This window comes from Ottowia sp. VDI28, assembly GCF_049532675.1.
Classification (GTDB): domain Bacteria; phylum Pseudomonadota; class Gammaproteobacteria; order Burkholderiales; family Burkholderiaceae_C; genus Ottowia.
In genome coordinates, this window is sequence record NZ_CP149820.1 from 6224678 (window position 1) to 6243015 (window position 18338).

Here is an 18338-nt window from a genome sequence, read left to right on the forward strand (position 1 = left end):
GTTCCACTCATTGAATGCAACCAGGCGTGTGTGGGGGGCGTTGGCGATCTCGGAACGTGTTCACGATCTCAGGCACAATTTTGACCATGACCTTCCCACCAGCTCCTTTTCCCGCCAACCGGCCGCGCCGCTTGCGCCGCGATGATTTCACCCGCCGCCTGGTGCGTGAACATGCCGTGAGCCCCAATGACCTGATCTACCCCGTGTTCGTGCTGGCCGGCAAGAAGCGCCGCCAGGCCGTGGCCTCGATGCCCGGCGTGGAGCGTCTCTCGCTCGACGAGCTGCTGCCGGTGGCGGAAGAATGCGTCGCGCTAGGCATTCCGGTGATGGCGCTGTTTCCCGTCATTGACGCCAAGCTCAAGGACGACAAAGGCAGCGAATCCACCAACGCCAGGGGGCTGATTCCGACTGTGGTGCGCGAGCTGAAGAAGCGCTTCCCCGAACTCGGCATCATGACCGACGTGGCGCTCGACCCCTACACCTCGCACGGGCAAGATGGCTGGCTGGATAAAACGGGCTATATCCTGAACGACGAGACGGTCGGCCAGCTCGTGAAGCAGGCGCTGACCCAGGCTGCCGCGGGGGTCGATATCGTCGCGCCGAGCGACATGATGGACGGCCGCATCGGCGCCATCCGCTCCGCGCTTGAAGCGAAAGGGCATATCCATACGCGCATCATGGCCTACAGCGCCAAGTACGCCAGCGCCTTTTACGGCCCGTTCCGGGATGCCGTGGGCTCCGCCTCGAACCTGGGAAAAAGCAATAAAAAGGTCTACCAGATGGACCCCGGCAATACGGACGAAGCGCTGCGCGAGGTGGCGATCGATCTGCAGGAAGGCGCCGATATGGTGATGGTCAAGCCCGGCATGCCTTACCTGGACATCGTGCGCCGGGTGAAGGATGAATTCCGCGTGCCGACCTTCGCCTATCAGGTGAGCGGCGAATACGCCATGCTGAAGGCGGCAGCGCAAAATGGCTGGCTCGATCACGACGCGGTGATGATGGAAAGCCTGCTGGCTTTCAAGCGCGCGGGCGCGGATGGCGTGCTGACCTATTTCGCCCGCGACGCCGCCCGGCTGCTCCGGCAACAGTAAGCACGTTGACGATCTGAAACTTCCCAGTGCAAATCCTCGAGTTCACCGGCGACAGCCTGCGCTTTCTCGACGAACTGCCCGGCACCGCCTCCGGCAGCAGTTTCGTCTGGATCTACCTCGACCGCGCCGAGCTGCCCAAGCACCAGGCACTCCTGCAGGAGGCCGCACAGCGCCTGGGGGGCTCGCCGCTGCTGGACCTGCACTGGAAAGACCTCGGAAACGACCAGCATCCGTCGCACTACGACTCCACCTCGGTCTATGACCTTGTGATCTTTCGCCGGCTGGCCACGCAGGCCGAGGTGCAGCAGGATGCCGAACGGGAACAGGCCATCGTGGCCTACCACAACCAGGGCTTTACCGCCCGCCCGCGCAGGAGTGCAGCGATGCCGGCTGCCTTCGCGCGCATCAACTCACGCGCCGTGGGTTTTGCCATTTTTGACCGCCTGCTCATCAGCGTGCACCCGGCGGGGTGCGTCATCGCCAACACGTATGTACAGCGCTTTCTCTCCGACGCCAAGCTCAGCATCGAGACCGCCAGCGCCCGCTCGCGCCTGCCGGCCAGCCCCGCCGATCTGGCGCTGCGCACGATCAACACCATGGTCGACAGCTATCTCGACCTGCGCAAGGATCTGGCGACCTACCTGGAGCAGTTGCAAGGCGAGCTGATCAAGCCGAACTCACGCTTCGCCGACTGGAGCTCGCTGATGGAGGCGCGGCGCCAACTGCATTTGCTGGAAGATCTCTGCGAAGGGCAGCATGACGCGATGCAGGAATGGCTCGACAGCCTGCGCGAACAACCGCTCCAGAGTTTCTCCTCCGATACGCAAGTAGCCCAGACGCGGCGCGACGCGCTGGTAGCCCGAGCGCGCGACGTGGGCGAACACATCGACCGCGTGATGCACCATGCGCGGCGGCTGGAGCAATCCGCCGAGACGGTGGTGCAGATTCATTTTTCCGTGCAGGGCAACCGGACCAATGACATCATGCGCACGCTCACGGCCGTGACGGCCATCTTCCTGCCGCTGAATCTGGTCACCGGGTTCTTCGGCATGAATTTCGAGCACTTGCCATGGATACACAGCACCTCCGCGATGTGGACGATCTTCGGCATCATGGCGGCACTGGCGCTGGCGGTGATCGTGGTGTTTCTGCGCAAGCGCTATATCGCGCGCACCGACAACTGATACCGACCCTCCCCGTTTACTTGTCGGCCAGTTCCTCAGCCACGACGGCTCTCAGCCAGGCACTGGCCGCGTCCTCCTGGAACCGCCGGTGCCAGTGCATGTGGATGATGCTGGGCGGAACGTCAAACGGCAGATCCAGGGCCGTATACCGGCCGCTGCGGGCAAACGCATCGGATAGCTGCCCCGGCAGCACGGCCAGGAAATCTCCGGCTTCCAGCAACGGCGGCACCATCAGATAGGACGGCAGCTCCAGCACGTCCCGGCGCTGCAGGCCGTGGCGATGGAGCTCTTCGTCGATACGCTCCTGGATACCCGAAGTCATCCGGACCACCAGTTGCGGCACGTCCGCGAACGCGCGCAAGCTCAGGCGCTTGCCCTTGGCCAGGGGGTGATTGCGCTGAACGAGACAGACAAAGTAGCGTTCGAAGAGCCGCCGCTGATAGAGCGTATCCGGCAGGCCCGGATAGGCACCGATCGCCAGATCGATCTTGCCAGCAGCCAGATCCTCGGCAATCGCCGCCCCCGCGAGGGGCCGCAGGGTGAGCGACACGCCTGGCGCGCGTTGGCGCACCGCGCGCACCAACCGTGGCAACAACACATAGGCCCCTACATCGGACAGCAGTACGTGAAAGTTTCGGCGGGCCGTGCGCGGATCGAATGTGCCGCCGGGCAGCACCTGCTCGCGCACCTGCCTGAGCAGTTCGGCGACCGGCTCGGCCAGGGCGTCCGCGCGCGGTGTCGGCAGCAGCCCATGGCCCGTGCGCACAAAGAGCTGATCGCCCAGCAGGAGCCGCAGGCGCCCCAAGGCCGCGCTGAGAGCCGATTGGCTCATGCTCAATTCGTGCGCGGACAGCGTGACGCTGCGGTGCCGCAGCAGCGCGTCCAGCACGGGCAGCAGGTTCAGATCGACCGAGCGGATATCCATGGCATCGAATTCTGAATTGAAGTTCCTCCTGTAGACGCGAATTCTGCCCGCTCCTAAGCTTTGAACCTAGGACTACACGGAGACAGATCATGAAAAAACGTACCTTGGCCCGCTACTTCGCGGCATGCGCTTTACTGGGATGGGCCGCCGGCGCCTACGCCGCCAAGCCGTTGACGATGGTGGTGCCCTCTGGCGCCGGAAGTGCTCCCGACATCGTGGCGCGCCTGCTGGCGGACGAGCTGCAGACCCGGATGAATCAACCGGTGGTGGTCGACAACCGCCCGGGAGCGGGTGGGATCGTGGCCACCATGGCCGCGAAATCAGCGCCTTCAGATGGCAACACGCTGCTGCTGGCACAGGCGGCCGTGGTCACGCTGACCCCGCTGCTCTACCGCGCGGCCAAGTACGACATGGAGAAGGATTTTGAAACGGTCGCGGTAGTGGCCGACACGCCCATGCTGTTCGTGGCGAATCCGAAAGCGGGCATCAAATCGTTTGCCGATCTGATTGCGCAGGCCAAGGCCAAACCCGATGAGCTGACGATTGGCAGCCCCTCGCGCGGCTCGGTCCCTCACTTGAGTGGGGAGTTGCTCGAACAGATGACGGGCGCCCATCTCCGGAACGTGCCCATGGGCACCAGCGGCCAAGCCATTCAATCCGTGGTCGGCGGCGACACGCACATTTCGGTCGACGGCATCGCGCCTCTGCTTCCGTTGGTCAAGACAGGCCGGATCCAGGCGCTCGCCGTGACGTCCCGTCAGGTACTGCCGGGGCTGGAAGGCTATCCGCTGGCCAAGGACACCGTGCCGGACCTGGTGTTGTCGGGCTGGTTCATGCTGTTTGCCGGCAAAGGAACGCCCGCAGCCCGCGTCAAGGCACTCAATGAAGCGGTGAATGCAGCCCTGAAGTCACCTGCCTTGATCCAGAAACTCCAGACATCGGCCACCTACCCCGTCGGCGGCAGTGTGGCGGACGCACGCCAGTTCCTGGCGCGGGAAAAAAGCCTGTGGGCCGGTGCGATCAGACAAGCCGGCCTCGAAGCCGAGTGACCCCAAAGAACTTCTCATTGCCCAGCATGACCCAAGCTCACCGCATCGATACCCATCAGCATGTCGTGCCGCCGCACTACGCCTCCTGGCTGGCCCGCAAGGGCTTGAACGCCGGGGGCCGCGCCATCCCGGAATGGCGCGCGGAAAGCGCGCTGGAGCTCATGGAAAAAGCGCGCATCGCGACGGCGATCCTGTCGGTCTCCACGCCGGGCGTACATATTGGTGACGGCATGGAGGCCCGCGAGATGGCACGCTCCGTCAATGAGTTCGCCGCCGAAGTGGTGCGGCGCCAGCCGTCCCGGTTCGGCTACTTTGCCACGCTGACCCTGCCGGATGTGGAGGGCGCCATCGCCGAAGCCGCTCACGCGCTGGATCATCTGGACGCTGACGGCGTGGTGCTGCTGGCCAACGTGAACGGGGTCTATCTGGGTGATCCGGCCTGGGATCCATTGATGGCGGAATTGGACAGGAGGTCGGCCGCGGTGTTCATTCATCCCTCGTCCCTGCCCGCCCCGCCAGTGCCCGGGATCGCGCCGTTCGTGGCGGACTTCCTGCTGGACACCACGCGCGCAGCGATCAATCTGGCTCGTGTACGGACATTCGAGCGGTTTCCGAATCTGAAAATCATTCTGTCTCACGCCGGAGGATTCCTGCCCTTTGCCGCGGAGCGCGTGGCGCGAGCTTGCTCAGACGATGGTGAAAATATTGGAGAGGGGCTGGCACGGCTGCGGCAGTTCCACTTCGACGTGGCGCTGTCGAGCAGCCCTTACGCGCTCCCTGCCCTGCTGGCCTTTGCGGACCCCATGCGGATCACCTATGGCAGTGACTGGCCGTTTGCGCCCGCGGCGCGGTCGCTGCATTTTGCGCGGCTGTTGGATGAATACCCGCTGACTGCCGAACAGCGCGCCGCCATTGACCGGAGCAACGCGCTGAAACTGTTTCCGCGGCTGGGCAAGTGAGCCCGGGCAGCCGCAAAGCAAAAAGGGCCAGATGCATCGCATCTGGCCCCTTTTTCTTGCCGCGGCCATTTCAGGCCGCAGAAGATCTATCAGCTCATTTCGCCGCTTTTGACTTGGTAGCCGGCAGCAATGGCATCACGGGTTTGCTTGCGCACTTCAGCGCGGGTGACGTTGCTCGGCGCATCTGCCTTGTAGGCCACTGCCGTGTTCACACCCGCTGCAGGCGGATTGGCAATCGCTTGCTTGATCACTTCAGCGCGGCTGACCGTGCTGGCCGCGACCGCTTCATTCTGGAACAGAGGACCTTCGCCAGACACGGGCTGGAAGGCAAAGGCGTTACCGGCAAACACTGTAGCGAGCACGGTAGCGAGGGCGATGTTCTTGGCTTGCATGATTCTTTCCTTTTCAGTTCAATCTGTTCAATCTTTTGGACCAGCGAGACCGCCACCATGGCAGCCTCCTCTTCATCGTTGAGTCCATTTCATCTTTCGGACTCACCGCGGAGGAGGCTTTGGGCTTGGAAGGCTTTGGCCGGCTCCGTAAGATGTAGTTTGCGCCTCAAAGCCTAGGGTAAACACTAGCAAACTGGAATATGACTTGTTCCGTTTGAGAAATAATCCAATCCATGGACTCGCTAGACCTCCTCCAGACCTTCCGCGAAGTCGCCCGCCGCGGCAGCTTTTCCGCCGCAGCGCGGGCACTCGATATGTCGCCCGCCAACGCGAGCAAATACGTGGCGGCGCTGGAAAACCGCTTCGGCGTGCGCCTGTTCAACCGGACAACGCGGAAGGTGTCTCTCACAGATGCCGGGCAGTTGCTCTACCAGCGCTCAGGCCCGGTGCTGGAGCTGGTGCAGATGACAACCGGCGAGCTGCATGACCGCGCCCACAAGCCCAGCGGGCGCCTTACAGTAACAGCGCCGCACTCGCTCATGCAGACCCAGTTGCCAGTGCTGCTCGCGCGCTTCCTGGTGCTTCATCCCGCGGTATCGCTGAATCTTCAAGTCACCAACCGCGTGGTGGATCTGGCGGAGGAAGGGGTGGATCTGGCCTTGCGGGTAGGACCGATCCCGGATGCCAACCTGATCGTGCGCCGCTTCATATGCGTCGAGCGCGTGCTGGTGGCCACGCCGGCCTATCTCGCAGCCCATGGCGAGCCCAAGCACCCGCGAGAGCTGGCCACACACCGCACCTTGGTGGCCTTGAATTCAGGCGATGCGCCCCGCTGGACTTTCATTGAAGGGGGCGGCGCCTTGAGTTGCCGTTGCAGCCCTACATAGAGTCCACCAGCATCACGCCGATGCTCACTTTCGCCCTGCATGATCTGGGCATCATGCAGGTCGCACGTCTGGCGGTTGCAGCCCAGCTCGAAAGCGGGGAGCTCAAATCCGTACTGGAGGAATTCATACCGCAGGACGTGTGGCTGCACGCCGCGTATGCCCAGCGGCGCCACAACAACGCCGCGCTGACGGCGTTGCTGGATTTTCTCGAGAAGGGGATGCCTAAGCAGGCAGCTGCCGGCCTGACTTTCCCCCTTCCCAGATCTGAGAACCCGTGTGAGATCCCGGTTTTTTCTCAGACCACCCGCTGCCGCTGCGTACCCAGGCCTTCGATCGTCAATTCCATGACGTCGCCGCGCCGCAGATAGCGCGGGGGCTTCATACCCATGCCCACGCCAGGAGGTGTCCCGGTGGCAATCACGTCACCGGGCTCCAGCCGCATATAAGCCGACACATCGGCCACGATCTGGTCCACGTTGAAGATCATGGTCCGGGTGTTGCCCTTTTGCATGACTTCGCCATTGACGCTCAGGCGCATATCCAACGCACTGGGGTCGGACAACTCTTCGCGGCTGACCAGCCAGGGCCCCAAAGGGCCGAAGCTGTCGTAGCTCTTGCCCTTGGTCCATTGTGCTGCCGAATGCTTGAGCTGCCAGTCGCGCTCGGAAACGTCGTTGACGATCAGGTAGCCGAAGATGTACTCCCTCGCCTCGGCGGCACCGATGTTCGAAGCCTCGCGGCCTATCACGATGCCCAGCTCCACTTCCCAATCGAGGGCTTGGCTGCCGGTCGGCATCCGGACGTCGTCATCCGGGCCGCCGATGCAGGTCGTGGCCTTGAAAAACAGGATCGGCCGGTCCGGAACCGGCATGCCCGATTCCGCCGCATGGTCCGCGTAGTTCAGTCCCACGCCCAGCAGTTTTCCCACGCGGGCAACCGGCGCCCCTAAACGCGGGGAGCCTTCGACCAACGGCAGCTCTTGCCACCGCTGGGCCGCACGCCCCAGCGCCCCCGAGGCCATGCTCGGACCATCGATGTCGGGCACGCGCCCCTTCAGGGAACGCAAGCTGCCATCGGGCGCAAGCAGGCCGGGTTCCTCCTGGCCGATCGGGCCGTAACGCAGAAACTTCATATGAATCGCCTCCAGGTGATGGGTATGAATCAATCTTTCAAACGGCCAGCACGTATTCCGCAGCGACACCCCGGCAGTCCATCTCGAACTCGAGATCCTTCACGGGGGGCGGTTGAAATGCCAATCGACACCATGGCGCACGACGCCGTGGGGGGCCATTTCCTGGGCCATGACGTGCTGTATGGGGTGCACTGTATACAGCTGTGCCGCGGTGGTGTCGCCCCAGGCGAAACCGAGTGCAGCCATCCGGCGGCTCATCTCACCCAGCACCCAACGCCCCTTCTCCAGCAAACCCTCGCGCGAAGTGTCGCCCAGCCGTATGCAGTTGTCACGGTAATCTCCCTTGCCTTCGGCGGCTTCCGCGCTGCCTGCGATCACGAACGATCGCGCGGCCCCCGCATGCGCTGCGGTATAGCTGAACGCATGGAGAGAGGGCTCGGCAGGTTTGTCGAACTCCGGGCAGACATTGCTGCGCGCGACAGGGTTGTCGCCGCCCTCAGCATAGATGCCCCAATCCTTCAATGTGCCGATGTAGACATCATTGAAGGCCCGGAAACCGTCCTCGGTAAATGGCGCGGGCGAGCGAAGCTCACACGCCGCGAAAGCAGTCAAAGGACGCCCTATCGCCTGGAGATGGGCTGCGACGCGCCTGAACCCCTCCTTGAGGGGTACCGGGCGCGAAAAACGCACGCGCTCGAGCCTGTAGCCCGGATCGGCAGCGACGCCGCAGGAATATTGGCGCACCCCACGCATGTAGTGGTAGTTGCCAGGAGTGAAAGCGATGGCCTCAGTCATGATGTTCCTCCTATAGGATAGAGACAGCAGAGTCCGCCCCACCGGCGGATCCGGTGAGCTCAGACATGGGAAAACTCGATTCAGGGCAGCGTGATGCTCAGCGTGTCAAGCTTCCACACTGCCCAGGTAGGCCTCCCGGATAGCGGGATCCCTCAGCAAGGCGGCACTGGCACCATGGTGAGTGATACGGCCTGTATCCATGACGTAAGCGGTGCTCGACAGCTCAAGCGCGGTCACCACGTCCTGCTCTACCACCAGCAGCGAAAGCCCCTCGCGGTTGAGCTGCTGCAGCGATTGCACCAGCTGGTCCACCAACAGCGGTGATAACCCCAGGGAAAGCTCGTCGATCATCAGAAGCCTGGGCGCACTCATCAACCCGCGGCCAATGGCGCACATCTGTTGCTCGCCCCCCGACAAGGTGCCACCCGCCTGCGCGCGCCGCTCGAAAAGCTTGGGAAAGGCCGTGTACACCCGATCCATGTCACGCCGGAGCGTGGCGCGATCGGCCCTGCGTGCGTAAGCGCCCATGAGCAGGTTGTCCTCGACACTCATGGCCCCGAACAAGCGCCGCCCCTCAGGCACGTGCGCGATACCCAGCGCCAGCAAGGAAGCCGGTGTCTGCCCTTCAGTCAGCGGGGCACCCTCCCAGCGCAGCTCACCGGCGCGCAGCGCCACGAGGCCTGAGAGCACCCGCATCAAAGTGGACTTGCCGGCGCCGTTGGAGCCGATCAACGCCGTGATCTCGCCTTGTCTCAGCGCGAGATCCACGCCCCACAATACGTTCACTTGGCCATAGCCGGCTCGCGCCTGCCGCACTTCCAGCAGCGGTGGCTTGCTCATGGCCTCTCTCCTTGCGCGAGTTGCTGTGCCAGTCTTGCATACTTCTGGCCCAGATAGGCTTCCACAACTATCGGGTCGCGAACCACTTCGTGCGGGAGGCCGTCCGCGATCAAGCGGCCATTCTGCAGCACGACAACGCGCGAGCAGGTATCCACCACGACCTTCATCAGGTGCTCGATGACCACGATGGTCAGGCCCCGCTCGGCAAGCGAGCGGATCAGCGCCATCGCCTGCTCCACCTCGGCGGTATTGAGCCCCGCATTCACCTCATCGAGGAAAAGTATCGTGGGCTTCATCGCCAGCGCCTTGGCTAACTCGAGCCGCTTGCGCATCGCCAGCGTCAGGCTGGATGCGGGCCGTCCGGCCACGGCGCTCAATCCCACAAAATCGAGCTCTTGCGCTGCTGCCTTGCGCGCACCCGCCACCGAGAGGCGACGCTGTGAAAACAAGGCTGCCGAGGCCACGTTGTCCTGCACGCTCAGTTCGGGAAAAGGCTGCACGATTTGAAATGTTCGCGCCAGGCCCATGCGGGCCGTCTGGTAAGGCTTGCGCGCCGTGATGTCCTCACCGTGGAACAGGACCCGGCCGCCACTGGCTCGGTGGACACCGGTGATCACGTTGATCAAGGTGGTCTTGCCCGCGCCATTGGGTCCGATCAACCCCAACACTTCGCCCTTGTGCAGCCGCAAGGTGACATCCTGAAGCGCCTGCAGGCCTCCAAAGCGCCTGGACACCGATTCAAGCCTCAGTACTTCAGTCATGAGCTGCTCCCGAGCCGGCCCGCGCAAAGCGGCGCGGCAGCGATGCCAGCCCATGCGGCAAAAACAGCAGCAACAGAACCACCAGGACACCCAGCGCAGCCGAATGCATCTCCAGCATGTTGCGCCACAGCGTTTCTTCAAGACCGAGAAACACCAGCGCGCCAGCCACCGCTCCACCGATCGAACCCAGACCTCCAATCAGTGCCATCACTATGGGTTTGACCGATAGCAGCACATCGAACACGTCGGCCGGTTCGATGTAGTTCACCCACGCTGCATACACGGCGCCCGCCGCACCAACGAACACCGCGGAGAACCCAAATGCCAGGCTCTTGTAGAGAGTGGCGTTGACACCGATCATGTCGGCTGCCGCCTCGTTCTGGCGGATGCACGCCAGGCCAAAGCCCAGCTTGGAACGCTCGATCCAGCGCGCCAGCAGAAAACACATCAGCAAGAGCAGCCACATGGCCCAGTAGAAAATTGCCGCTGTCGCGGCAATGCCCCCGCCTGTATTCATGGGAACGTTCAGACCCATTCCGCCACCCGTCAACTCAGTCGAGGAGTTGGCGAGTTCCCGCAGCACCTCCACCACCGCCAGGCTGCCAATCGCGAAATAATGGCCTTTGAGGCGCAGCAGCACGGAGCCCAGCAACAGGGCGAGCACGAAAGCCAGCAGCGCGGCGCACAAGACCGCCAAAGGAAGCGGCCAACCCTGGGCGAGCAGGATGCCTCCCGCGTAGGCACCGAAACCGAAGAACGCGGCCGTGGCAAAGGACGGATAGCCCGTAAAGCCGCCCACGATGGTCCACGACACCGCCAGTACCGAATACATCGTGGCCAGGGTGCCCAGGCGCATCAGGTAGGCGCTGTCCGTCCACGGCAGCAGCACCGCGAGGCCTATCAGTGCGAGCATCACGGAGTAGGTGTTCAGCTTCATTCGAACCCCCTTTTGCCCAGAAGGCCATGGGGCCGCACCAGCAGAAAGACGATCAGCACGGCGAATGACAAGGCAGTGCCATGCTCCGGGCCCAGGGCAAGCGCGCCGAAACTCTCGAGCATGCCGAGAAACAGGCCCCCGGCCACCGCACCTGGCACGCTCCCCAAGCCCCCGAGCACGCACACCGCGAAAGCCTTGCCGAGATAGGAAGCCGACGTCAGCGGGGAAATTGGAAAGATCATCGCGAGCAGCACGCCTGCGCAACCCGCCATCGCCGCACCAAGACCGAAAGCGCTGGCATATACCGCATTGACATTCACCCCCATCAGGCGGGCCGCGTCACGATCCAGCCGCACGGCGATGATGGCCCTGCCAATGCGCGTGTGGCGCAACAGCAGATACAGCAGCCCCGTCAGCAACAGTGCCAGCACCATTACCAATACGCGGTCGACCGGCAGCACGAGCGCCCCCATCTGCCATACGCCCAGCGGGGGATCGAGGATCAGCTTGCGAAAATCCGCAGTGAAGACCTTGATCATGCTGTTGTTCAGGATCAGGTCGATGCCGAAGGTCATTGTCAGCGTGACCAGCACCGGAGCCGCGATCACGCGGTTGAGAAGACCTCGTTGAAGGCCGTAGCCCAGAACAAAGAAGATCGGCGCGGCCGCGATCAAGACATACCAGGGGCTCAGGCCCATGCTGTTGTAGGTCAGCCAGGCCAGGTAGGAGCCCAGGACAATGAAGGAGCCGTGCATCAGGTTGATGACGTTGAGCACCCCCCAAACCAGTGAGAAGCCCGCCGCAATCGCTGCGTAAAGGCATCCCAGCACAATGGCGTTGAGAAAAACCTGTGCGATCAGCATGCCCAAGCCCGATGCCCATTGCAGGAGATGGCCGCAGCCAAAGCGCGATCCCGCCAGAACATCACTTCACGCCCACCTGGAATTCGCCTTGCTTGATTTCGGCGGGAAACACGATCACCGGCTTGCCTTTCTGGATCTGGAAGACCGGCGGCTGCAGTGAGTTGATCTGGCCTGTAGGGCCGAATCGCACCGGCCCCCAGAAGGTCATGACATCGAGCGAGGCAAGCGCATCACGCACTTTAGCGGGATCCAGCGTGCCAGCCTTCTCGATGGCCATCTGAAAGAGTGCGCCCGCCACGGATGCCGAGGCCTGTGCATAGTCCGGCGTGGACTTGTATCTGGTCTCGAAGGCTTTGACGTAATTCTCCGTGCTGCCGAAGATGTCCTGGCCCTGATAGCGCACAGCCGGGTGCCACCACGAAGCGCTGCTGATGTTCTCCGCGCCCTGGCCCGCGGCATCGATGAATTCCTTGTATGCGGGCCCGGCAATCATCGTGACGACTTCGGCCGAAATGCGCTGGTCCGCCATCTGCTTGCGCAGCAGCACCAGATCGTTGATATAGCCCGTCATGAAGATCCACTGCGGGCTCTGCGCCTTGATCTGTGCCAGAGCCGCCGAGTGGTCCATGGTGTTGACGGCGTATTTCTCGGAGAAGACGACGTTGAAGCCGCGGCTTTTTGCGGATTTCTCCATCTCCTGGGCGATGGACAGTGGAAACAGGTCATTGCGGGCCAGTATGGCCACCTTGGCGTTGGGCGGCAGCTTGGTCTTCACGATGTCCGCGAGCGGATTGGTCAACGTGCTGTTGGGAGTGAAAGTGCCGAAGAGATACTTGTACCCTTGGTCGTAGACCTGCTCGGAGGAGGCTGACGCGGCGATACTGGGCCGGCCGTAGCGCTCGGTGACCGTGCTGGCCGCTTTGGCGGCACCCGAGCCGAACGCCCCGAAGAGGAAGTGAACCTTGTCCTGCGTAATCTGCCGCTCGGCCGTCTGCACGGCGCGCGGTGTATTGGATTGATAGTCGGAGTAGACGATCTCCACGCGGTGCTTCTTGCCGCCGACGTTGATGCCGCCCTTTCTGTTGGCTTCCTCCGCCCACAGGTCGTAGCCCTGACGCTGCTTGAGCGCCTCGGGCGCCAATGCCCCCGTCAGGGGCAGCGGTGCACCAAAGCGGATTACGTCTTGCGCCATTGCATCAAGCCCTGAACCAAGAGCCGCGAACCCCAAGCCGCACATGATGGCCTGGGTACACAACAAACGACCGATGTTGAATTTCATACGCGCATCTCCTGATGATGGGGTAACACTGCTGCTAAAACTGTGGAGGCACTCTAGCAAACAGAGTTTGTCTTGGACCCCTGCCCCGTGCGAACCCGTGCATCGCAAAAATAGAACACCCCGGGGCCGCTAGGTGAATCCTCGGATGCGAACAGGACAGACAGGAACGAAACTTGCAAGCAGTCCCGCAAACCCGCCACATGCTGCAACCCATTTGCCTCCAATACTTCGAAGCCGTTGCGCGCAATGGCTCGATCCGGCACGCCTGTGACAAGCTTTTCGTCGCCCCCAGTGCGGTGAGCCGGCAGATCGTCAACCTGGAGAAGGAGTTGAATGCCGAGCTCTTCGAACGCACCCCGCATGGCATGGCGCTGACGGCTGCGGGCGAAGTGCTGCTGCGCTATGTCGATTCAACCAATGGGCACCTTCAGTGCGCCAGATCAGAGATCGAGGATCTGAGCATGCTGGCGCAGGGAACGGTTCGCATCGCGGCAGCAGAGGGAACCACGTTCGACTTTCTGCCCGCCCGGGTGGCCAGTTTCAGCAAACAGCACCCGGGTATCCAGTTCAAGATCAGCACCTTGGGAACGCACCAGATCGCCGAGCAGGTGGTCGTTGACGCCGCCGAGATCGGGCTGGTGTTCGGGGTCTCCAGCCGGGACGATCTGATCTTGCGTGGCCGCGTCTCGAACTCAATGCGCGTGATCATGCGGCCAGGCCACCCTCTGGCCGGCCGCGACTCGCTGGCGATGAGCGATCTCGTCGGGATATCCATGGCGCTTCCAGACCGCACCTTCGGCATTCGGCGCCTGGTCGAGCGGGCAGCCCAGGCAGCCAAGGTGCCGCTGAAGATCCAGCACGAATCGAACTCATTGCACTTCATCAAGTCGCTGGTGCAGAACTGCGATGTCGTCGGGTTCATGCCGCGCATCACCTTCGCCCGCGAAGAGGCCGCGGGCGGCATCGTGTCCGCCGAGTTGCGCGACCCCGTCTGCGAACAGGCTACCATCGACATCGTCACCGCGCGCGGGCACAAGCTGTCGACCGCCGCGCGCAGCTTCCTACGTCATCTGGCAGGCGAGGAGATGATGTAGGAAGCGCGTGTGAATGCGGCATGAGGCGCCGCCTGGGCTGGCAACGCCTTCGCGAACCATTACTTCAGGTTCTTATCGAAAAACGCCAGGGTACGTTCGCGTGCCAGCTTGGCCGAAGCCTCGTCGTAGGCGCCACGGTGGTTGCAATTGAAGCCGTGGTGTGCCGGGTAGACATGCACTTCGATCTCGGGGTGCGCCTTCTTGAGGGCTTCGATGCTGTCCAGGGGGATCCATTGGTCTTGCTCGCCAAAGTGCGCGAGCACGGGCACCTTCGGCTGGCGCGCAGCCTCTTCCGGCGTCGTCATGCCGCCGCCGTAGTACGGAACCGCTGCGGACAGTCCGGTCAATGCGCTGGCCGCACGCCAGGTCAGCAAGCCGCCCCAGCAATAGCCGACCATGCCCACCTTGCCGCCGCTCTTGCTGGCGGCATAGTCGACGGCGGCTTGCAGATCCTGCAGAACGCCCGGAGCAGGCAATGCCTCCACAGCTTGCTTGAGCTTGAAGCCCGCGCCCATGTCGGCTTCGGCATAGCCCAGCTCGACGTTCTGCTGTACGCGATGGAAGGTGGCAGGCGCCACGGCCAGATAGCCATCGGCGGCGTAGCCGTCGGCCACTTCGCGGATGTGCGTATTGACACCGAAGATCTCCTGGACGACCACGATGCCGCCCTTGGGCTTGCCTGCGGGTTCGGCCACATAGGCTGGAAAGGTGGTGCCGTCAGCGGCTTTCAGGTCGATGAATTGACCCATGTGATGTACTCCTTCAGTGATGGTTGATCGAAAGGAAATGAGCCCGCGCTCAGTTCGAGAATGCGGGAACGCGTTCTCAGAGCCCCAGTTTGCGAGCCACGAAATCAAGCCGGTCCTGTCCCCAGAACATTTCGCCGTCGACAATGTAGGTGGGAGCGCCGAAGATACCAGCATCGATAGCGGCTTGCGTATTGGCATCGTAGCGGGCTTGCGTGCCGGCTTCGCGCGACTGATCCAGGCGCTCGTCCGGGAGATCGCATTCGGCCAGCAGCTCAAGCAGCGTGCCCTCGTTGGCGATGTCCCGCTCCTGCGCCCAGCAGGCGGCCAGTATGGCGCCTGCGAGGGCCATGGCGGCGTCAGTTCCGTCGCGCTGCTGCACGGCGGTGATCAGCAGCGCGGCCGGGTTGCCATCGACCGGGAAATAACGCGGCTGCACGTTCAGAGGGACTCCCAAGTGCTCCGCGAAGCGTTTCAACTCCACCAGCCGGTAGGCCTGCCGCTGCGGTGCCCGTTTGGGCAAAGGCAAGCCGCCGGAGACCGGGAACACCTTGCCCAAATCAGCCGGCAGCACGCTGACTTCGCGCCGGCTCTGGCGCAGCAGCGCGGCAAGGCGCGCATGCCCAAGGTAGGTCCAGGGGCTTTGGGGTGCAAAGTAGTACAACACGGACCGGCTCATGCGGGAGGCTCCTTAAACTGATGTAATCGAAACTGGAGGCATACGCTTCCTATCTTTTTAGCCAATCCGGCCATCCTCTGCAGGAAAAGGGATATGAAAAATAACCCCCACGCTCCCCGCTTCGCGTGGTCCGCTGCCCCCCAGGGGGGCGCTTTTTCATCTTGGGAGCGGCCCCGCGATGAAAAAAACCTTGCTGGTCACCGGCGGCAGCCGCGGCATCGGCGCTGCCACGGCGAAGCTGGCCGCGGCACAGGGCTGGGCGGTGGCTGTCAACTACACCGCCAACTCGCTCGCTGCCGATGAGGTAGTGCGCGCCATCCGCGCCACCGGGGGCTCCGCGATGGCGGTCCAGGCCGACGTGGCCGATGAGGCGCAGGTGCTTAAGATGTTCGAGCACATCGATGCCAAGCTCGGCCGCCTGGATGGGCTGGTCAACAACGCGGGCGTGGTGGATGCGACGCTGCCGATGGCTGAGCACAGCCTGGCGCGCTGGCGCCGCATGTTCGACATCAACGTGCTCGGCTCCATGCTCTGCGCGCGCGAGGCGGTGCGGCGCATGAGCAGGCGGTACGGCGGCGAGGGCGGTAGTATCGTCAACGTTTCGAGTGCGGCAGCCCGGCTGGGATCGCCCAACGAGTATGTCGACTACGCTGCAAGCAAAGCGGCCATCGATGCGTTCACCGTCGGCCTGGCCAAGGAAGTGGCCGGGGATGGTGTTCGCGTGAACGCCGTACGGCCAGGTTTGATCGAAACCGAGATCCATGCCAGCGGCGGCCGGCCCGACCGAGTGGCCGAACTGAAAGGCCATGTGCCCATGCAGCGCGGCGGCACGGCAGAGGAAGTTGCGCAATCGATTGTCTGGCTGCTCTCCGATGCCGCCAGCTATACCACCATGTCTCTTATCGACGTTTCAGGAGCCCGTTGAATATCATGTCCGATCATCCGCAAAAGAACATCAAATATTTCTGGGAGGATCTTCCCGTGGGAAAAACACGGGAAATCGGCAGTATCACCGTCGATCGCGACGAAGTGATCGCTTTTGCCAGCAAATACGACCCGCAGCCCTTCCACCTGGATGAGGAAGCCGCCACCAAATCCATGTTCGGCAAACTCAGCGCCTCGGGCTGGCATACCTGCGCCATGACCATGGGCCTGATGGTGCGCGGCTTCCTGCACGAGGCAGCCAGCCTCGGCTCGCCCGGCATGGAGGGAATCAAATGGCTGAAGCCGGTTTACCCAGGCGACACGCTCACGCTGCACCAGCGCATTGTCGAATCCCGCCCCATGAAATCACGGCCCGATGTGGGCCTGACGCGCTCTCACTGGGAGATGTTCAACCAGCATGGTGAACAAGTGCTGATGATGGATGGCTACGGCATGTTCCGCCGCCGTACACCGGGCGCTCCGGTGGACCAGGCGGCAAGCGGCGGCTGACGTTCATGCCGCCGAGATCCCGCTCCACCCGCTGGCGAGCCCGAAAGCTGCCGCTGGCGGTGCTGACGAGTTGCGCCGCCCTGCAGTTGGGCATGGCCCAGGCTGCCACGGAAGCCCCCACTCCCGACGAGATCCGGGCGGCCAGCGAAGCCACGCTGGCGTGGCAGCGTTGTACCAGCCAGCCGGATGCCCAGCGCCTGGCCTGCTTCGACGAATGGGCCCGCGGCCAGCAGGTTCTGTTGCAGGCCCTGCACGAAAAAGCCCGCTCGCTGGCGGAGTCGCCAAATGCCCAAACTGCGCCGGAAGCCGCGGGCGCCGGCCTGCGCCAGGATGTTACCCGCGCCTTGGCAAGCACCCAGCCGCCCTCTACGGCAGGCGGCACCTCCACGGCTTCTTCCGGCATCGTCGGCGTGGGACTGGAGCAAGGCTGCCGCGACCGCCAGTTCTCCGAGCTTTCGCGGTTCTGGGAACTGGAATCCGGCTCCAGCTGCCCCACCTTCGGCCTGCGTGCCTACCTCCCCACCACGGTGACGCTGTCGGCCGGCGACCGTATCAACCGGCAGCCGACCTCGCCCAATCCGGTCAACAGCGCCACCACGCCCATCGACTACAGCAAACAGGAACTGAGCCTGCTGCTCTCGGTGCGAACCAAGCTGGCCAGCGGCCTGCTCACGCCCGCTGACGGCACACTGCGCGATTCCCTGTGGGTAGCCTATACGCAGAAATCCAACTGGCAGGTGTTCAACAGCACGCTGTCGCGCCCCTTCCGCAATACCGACCACTCGCCCGAGATCATGTACATCTACCCCACCACGGCGCAGTTGCCGGGGGGCTGGCTGTGGCGCTACTCCGGCCTGGGGCTGGTGCACCAATCCAACGGCCAGAGCGATCCGCTCTCGCGCAGCTGGAACCGTGCCTACCTCATGACCGGCTTCGAGAAAAACGATACCTGGGCGCTGCAACTGCGCCTGTGGAAGCGCTTTTCCGAGAAAGCGGAAGATGACAACAACCCCGACATCATCCACTATCTCGGCCACGGTGACCTGAACCTGCGCTGGAAAGTCAACCAGCAGAATTCTCTGCGCCTGACCTACAGCGGCCTCAACCGGCGAGGCTCTGGCCGAATCGAATGGACTCGCTCGCTCGGCGATGGCCTGGGCAACAGTTTTTCAGGCCTGCGGCTGTATGTGTCATTGTTCCATGGGTATGGGGACACCTTGCTGGACTACAACTTCAAGCGGACGGTGTTCAATGTGGGGTTGAGCTTGTCGGATTTCTAACACGCTCT

The 18338-nt window shown here is 63.1% G+C and carries 21 protein-coding genes; 10 read left to right on the top strand and 11 right to left on the bottom strand.

Annotated elements, in window-relative coordinates; all coding sequences use genetic code 11:
- Positions 1–86 precede the first annotated feature (86 nt).
- Both hemB and WJU18_RS29575 read left to right on the top strand, forming a co-directional pair.
- Positions 87–1094, top strand: coding sequence for a porphobilinogen synthase (gene hemB / locus WJU18_RS29570; protein ID WP_423457859.1), 1008 nt, complete (start codon positions 87–89; stop codon positions 1092–1094).
- Between the two features lie 26 nt (positions 1095–1120).
- Complete coding sequence (locus WJU18_RS29575) at positions 1121–2278, top strand: magnesium transporter CorA family protein (RefSeq protein ID WP_423457860.1); 1158 nt, start codon at positions 1121–1123, stop codon at positions 2276–2278.
- Between the two features lie 16 nt (positions 2279–2294).
- Here the strand turns inward: WJU18_RS29575 and WJU18_RS29580 are convergent, their stop codons facing one another.
- A complete protein-coding gene (locus WJU18_RS29580; protein WP_423457861.1) occupies positions 2295–3203 on the bottom strand; it encodes a LysR family transcriptional regulator in 909 nt (302 codons plus the stop codon).
- An 89-nt stretch (positions 3204–3292) separates the two neighbouring features.
- Here WJU18_RS29580 and WJU18_RS29585 point away from each other — a divergent pair, with 89 nt between their 5' ends.
- Entirely contained in the window at positions 3293–4252 is a 960-nt protein-coding gene (locus tag WJU18_RS29585; RefSeq protein WP_423457862.1) for a Bug family tripartite tricarboxylate transporter substrate binding protein, read from the top strand.
- A gap of 26 nt (positions 4253–4278) precedes the next feature.
- Positions 4279–5211 carry an amidohydrolase family protein gene (locus WJU18_RS29590; RefSeq protein ID WP_423457863.1) on the top strand — a complete coding sequence of 311 codons (933 nt, stop codon included), beginning with the start codon at positions 4279–4281 and terminating at the stop codon, positions 5209–5211.
- An 89-nt stretch (positions 5212–5300) separates the two neighbouring features.
- Here the strand turns inward: WJU18_RS29590 and WJU18_RS29595 are convergent, their stop codons facing one another.
- Positions 5301–5603, bottom strand: a complete 303-nt coding sequence (locus WJU18_RS29595; RefSeq protein ID WP_423457864.1) for a hypothetical protein — start codon at positions 5601–5603, stop codon at positions 5301–5303.
- Between the two features lie 233 nt (positions 5604–5836).
- On the opposite strand from WJU18_RS29595, the gene WJU18_RS29600 reads away from it, so the two are divergent.
- Both WJU18_RS29600 and WJU18_RS29605 read left to right on the top strand, forming a co-directional pair.
- Positions 5837–6490, top strand: a complete 654-nt coding sequence (locus WJU18_RS29600) for a LysR family transcriptional regulator (protein WP_423457865.1) — start codon at positions 5837–5839, stop codon at positions 6488–6490.
- Positions 6475–6858 carry a LysR substrate-binding domain-containing protein gene (locus WJU18_RS29605; RefSeq protein ID WP_423457866.1) on the top strand — a complete coding sequence of 128 codons (384 nt, stop codon included), beginning with the start codon at positions 6475–6477 and terminating at the stop codon, positions 6856–6858. Before WJU18_RS29600 ends, WJU18_RS29605 begins: the two co-directional genes overlap by 16 nt.
- On the opposite strand, the gene WJU18_RS29610 is transcribed toward WJU18_RS29605, so the two are convergent.
- From WJU18_RS29610 to WJU18_RS29640, 7 genes are all read right to left on the bottom strand, one after another.
- Positions 6786–7622 carry a fumarylacetoacetate hydrolase family protein gene (locus tag WJU18_RS29610; RefSeq protein WP_423457867.1) on the bottom strand — a complete coding sequence of 279 codons (837 nt, stop codon included), beginning with the start codon at positions 7620–7622 and terminating at the stop codon, positions 6786–6788. The genes WJU18_RS29605 and WJU18_RS29610 overlap by 73 nt on opposite strands.
- A gap of 99 nt (positions 7623–7721) precedes the next feature.
- Positions 7722–8417 carry a 2-amino-5-chloromuconate deaminase CnbZ gene (gene cnbZ / locus WJU18_RS29615; RefSeq protein WP_423457868.1) on the bottom strand — a complete coding sequence of 232 codons (696 nt, stop codon included), beginning with the start codon at positions 8415–8417 and terminating at the stop codon, positions 7722–7724.
- Between the two features lie 105 nt (positions 8418–8522).
- A complete protein-coding gene (locus tag WJU18_RS29620) occupies positions 8523–9257 on the bottom strand; it encodes an ABC transporter ATP-binding protein (RefSeq protein ID WP_423457869.1) in 735 nt (244 codons plus the stop codon).
- Positions 9254–10018, bottom strand: a complete 765-nt coding sequence (locus tag WJU18_RS29625) for an ABC transporter ATP-binding protein (protein WP_423457870.1) — start codon at positions 10016–10018, stop codon at positions 9254–9256. Before WJU18_RS29625 ends, WJU18_RS29620 begins: the two co-directional genes overlap by 4 nt.
- Positions 10011–10955, bottom strand: coding sequence for a branched-chain amino acid ABC transporter permease (locus WJU18_RS29630; protein WP_423457871.1), 945 nt, complete (start codon positions 10953–10955; stop codon positions 10011–10013). The genes WJU18_RS29625 and WJU18_RS29630 overlap by 8 nt, the downstream gene beginning before the upstream one ends.
- The gene (locus WJU18_RS29635) at positions 10952–11818 is read right to left on the bottom strand and encodes a branched-chain amino acid ABC transporter permease (RefSeq protein ID WP_423457872.1); all 867 of its coding nucleotides are present in this window, start codon (positions 11816–11818) and stop codon (positions 10952–10954) included. The genes WJU18_RS29630 and WJU18_RS29635 overlap by 4 nt, the downstream gene beginning before the upstream one ends.
- 61 nt (positions 11819–11879) lie before the next feature.
- A complete protein-coding gene (locus WJU18_RS29640) occupies positions 11880–13097 on the bottom strand; it encodes an amino acid ABC transporter substrate-binding protein (protein WP_423457873.1) in 1218 nt (405 codons plus the stop codon).
- A 200-nt stretch (positions 13098–13297) separates the two neighbouring features.
- On the opposite strand from WJU18_RS29640, the gene WJU18_RS29645 reads away from it, so the two are divergent.
- Complete coding sequence (locus tag WJU18_RS29645) at positions 13298–14191, top strand: LysR family transcriptional regulator (RefSeq protein ID WP_423457874.1); 894 nt, start codon at positions 13298–13300, stop codon at positions 14189–14191.
- 59 nt (positions 14192–14250) lie between these two features.
- Here the strand turns inward: WJU18_RS29645 and WJU18_RS29650 are convergent, their stop codons facing one another.
- Positions 14251–14940, bottom strand: coding sequence for a dienelactone hydrolase family protein (locus tag WJU18_RS29650; RefSeq protein ID WP_423457875.1), 690 nt, complete (start codon positions 14938–14940; stop codon positions 14251–14253).
- 76 nt (positions 14941–15016) lie between these two features.
- Positions 15017–15616, bottom strand: coding sequence for a 2-hydroxychromene-2-carboxylate isomerase (locus tag WJU18_RS29655; protein ID WP_423457876.1), 600 nt, complete (start codon positions 15614–15616; stop codon positions 15017–15019).
- 178 nt (positions 15617–15794) lie between these two features.
- On the opposite strand from WJU18_RS29655, the gene WJU18_RS29660 reads away from it, so the two are divergent.
- From WJU18_RS29660 to WJU18_RS29670, 3 genes are read left to right on the top strand one after another with little or no spacing between them, the layout of a single operon-like run.
- Positions 15795–16541, top strand: coding sequence for an SDR family oxidoreductase (locus tag WJU18_RS29660; RefSeq protein WP_423457877.1), 747 nt, complete (start codon positions 15795–15797; stop codon positions 16539–16541).
- 5 nt (positions 16542–16546) lie between these two features.
- The gene (locus WJU18_RS29665) at positions 16547–17050 is read left to right on the top strand and encodes a MaoC family dehydratase (protein WP_423457878.1); all 504 of its coding nucleotides are present in this window, start codon (positions 16547–16549) and stop codon (positions 17048–17050) included.
- Positions 17051–17055: 5 nt separating this feature from the next.
- The gene (locus WJU18_RS29670) at positions 17056–18330 is read left to right on the top strand and encodes a phospholipase A (protein ID WP_423457879.1); all 1275 of its coding nucleotides are present in this window, start codon (positions 17056–17058) and stop codon (positions 18328–18330) included.
- Positions 18331–18338 lie beyond the last annotated feature (8 nt).

Bases quoted from the DNA above. Each gene is read 5' to 3' on its own strand.
- WJU18_RS29620 (WP_423457869.1), bottom strand. From the start codon at position 9,257: ATGAGCAAGCCACCGCTGCTGGAAGTGCGGCAGGCGCGAGCCGGCTAT.
- WJU18_RS29580 (WP_423457861.1), bottom strand. From the start codon at position 3,203: ATGGATATCCGCTCGGTCGATCTGAACCTGCTGCCCGTGCTGGACGCG.
- WJU18_RS29585 (WP_423457862.1), top strand. From the start codon at position 3,293: ATGAAAAAACGTACCTTGGCCCGCTACTTCGCGGCATGCGCTTTACTG.
- WJU18_RS29645 (WP_423457874.1), top strand. From the start codon at position 13,298: ATGCTGCAACCCATTTGCCTCCAATACTTCGAAGCCGTTGCGCGCAAT.
- WJU18_RS29660 (WP_423457877.1), top strand. From the start codon at position 15,795: ATGAAAAAAACCTTGCTGGTCACCGGCGGCAGCCGCGGCATCGGCGCT.
- WJU18_RS29625 (WP_423457870.1), bottom strand. From the start codon at position 10,018: ATGACTGAAGTACTGAGGCTTGAATCGGTGTCCAGGCGCTTTGGAGGC.
- WJU18_RS29590 (WP_423457863.1), top strand. From the start codon at position 4,279: ATGACCCAAGCTCACCGCATCGATACCCATCAGCATGTCGTGCCGCCG.
- WJU18_RS29640 (WP_423457873.1), bottom strand. From the start codon at position 13,097: ATGAAATTCAACATCGGTCGTTTGTTGTGTACCCAGGCCATCATGTGC.
- WJU18_RS29610 (WP_423457867.1), bottom strand. From the start codon at position 7,622: ATGAAGTTTCTGCGTTACGGCCCGATCGGCCAGGAGGAACCCGGCCTG.
- WJU18_RS29670 (WP_423457879.1), top strand. From the start codon at position 17,056: ATGCCGCCGAGATCCCGCTCCACCCGCTGGCGAGCCCGAAAGCTGCCG.
- WJU18_RS29655 (WP_423457876.1), bottom strand. From the start codon at position 15,616: ATGAGCCGGTCCGTGTTGTACTACTTTGCACCCCAAAGCCCCTGGACC.
- WJU18_RS29635 (WP_423457872.1), bottom strand. From the start codon at position 11,818: ATGCTGATCGCACAGGTTTTTCTCAACGCCATTGTGCTGGGATGCCTT.
- WJU18_RS29650 (WP_423457875.1), bottom strand. From the start codon at position 14,940: ATGGGTCAATTCATCGACCTGAAAGCCGCTGACGGCACCACCTTTCCA.
- WJU18_RS29595 (WP_423457864.1), bottom strand. From the start codon at position 5,603: ATGCAAGCCAAGAACATCGCCCTCGCTACCGTGCTCGCTACAGTGTTT.
- hemB (WP_423457859.1), top strand. From the start codon at position 87: ATGACCTTCCCACCAGCTCCTTTTCCCGCCAACCGGCCGCGCCGCTTG.
- WJU18_RS29600 (WP_423457865.1), top strand. From the start codon at position 5,837: ATGGACTCGCTAGACCTCCTCCAGACCTTCCGCGAAGTCGCCCGCCGC.
- WJU18_RS29630 (WP_423457871.1), bottom strand. From the start codon at position 10,955: ATGAAGCTGAACACCTACTCCGTGATGCTCGCACTGATAGGCCTCGCG.
- WJU18_RS29665 (WP_423457878.1), top strand. From the start codon at position 16,547: ATGTCCGATCATCCGCAAAAGAACATCAAATATTTCTGGGAGGATCTT.
- cnbZ (WP_423457868.1), bottom strand. From the start codon at position 8,417: ATGACTGAGGCCATCGCTTTCACTCCTGGCAACTACCACTACATGCGT.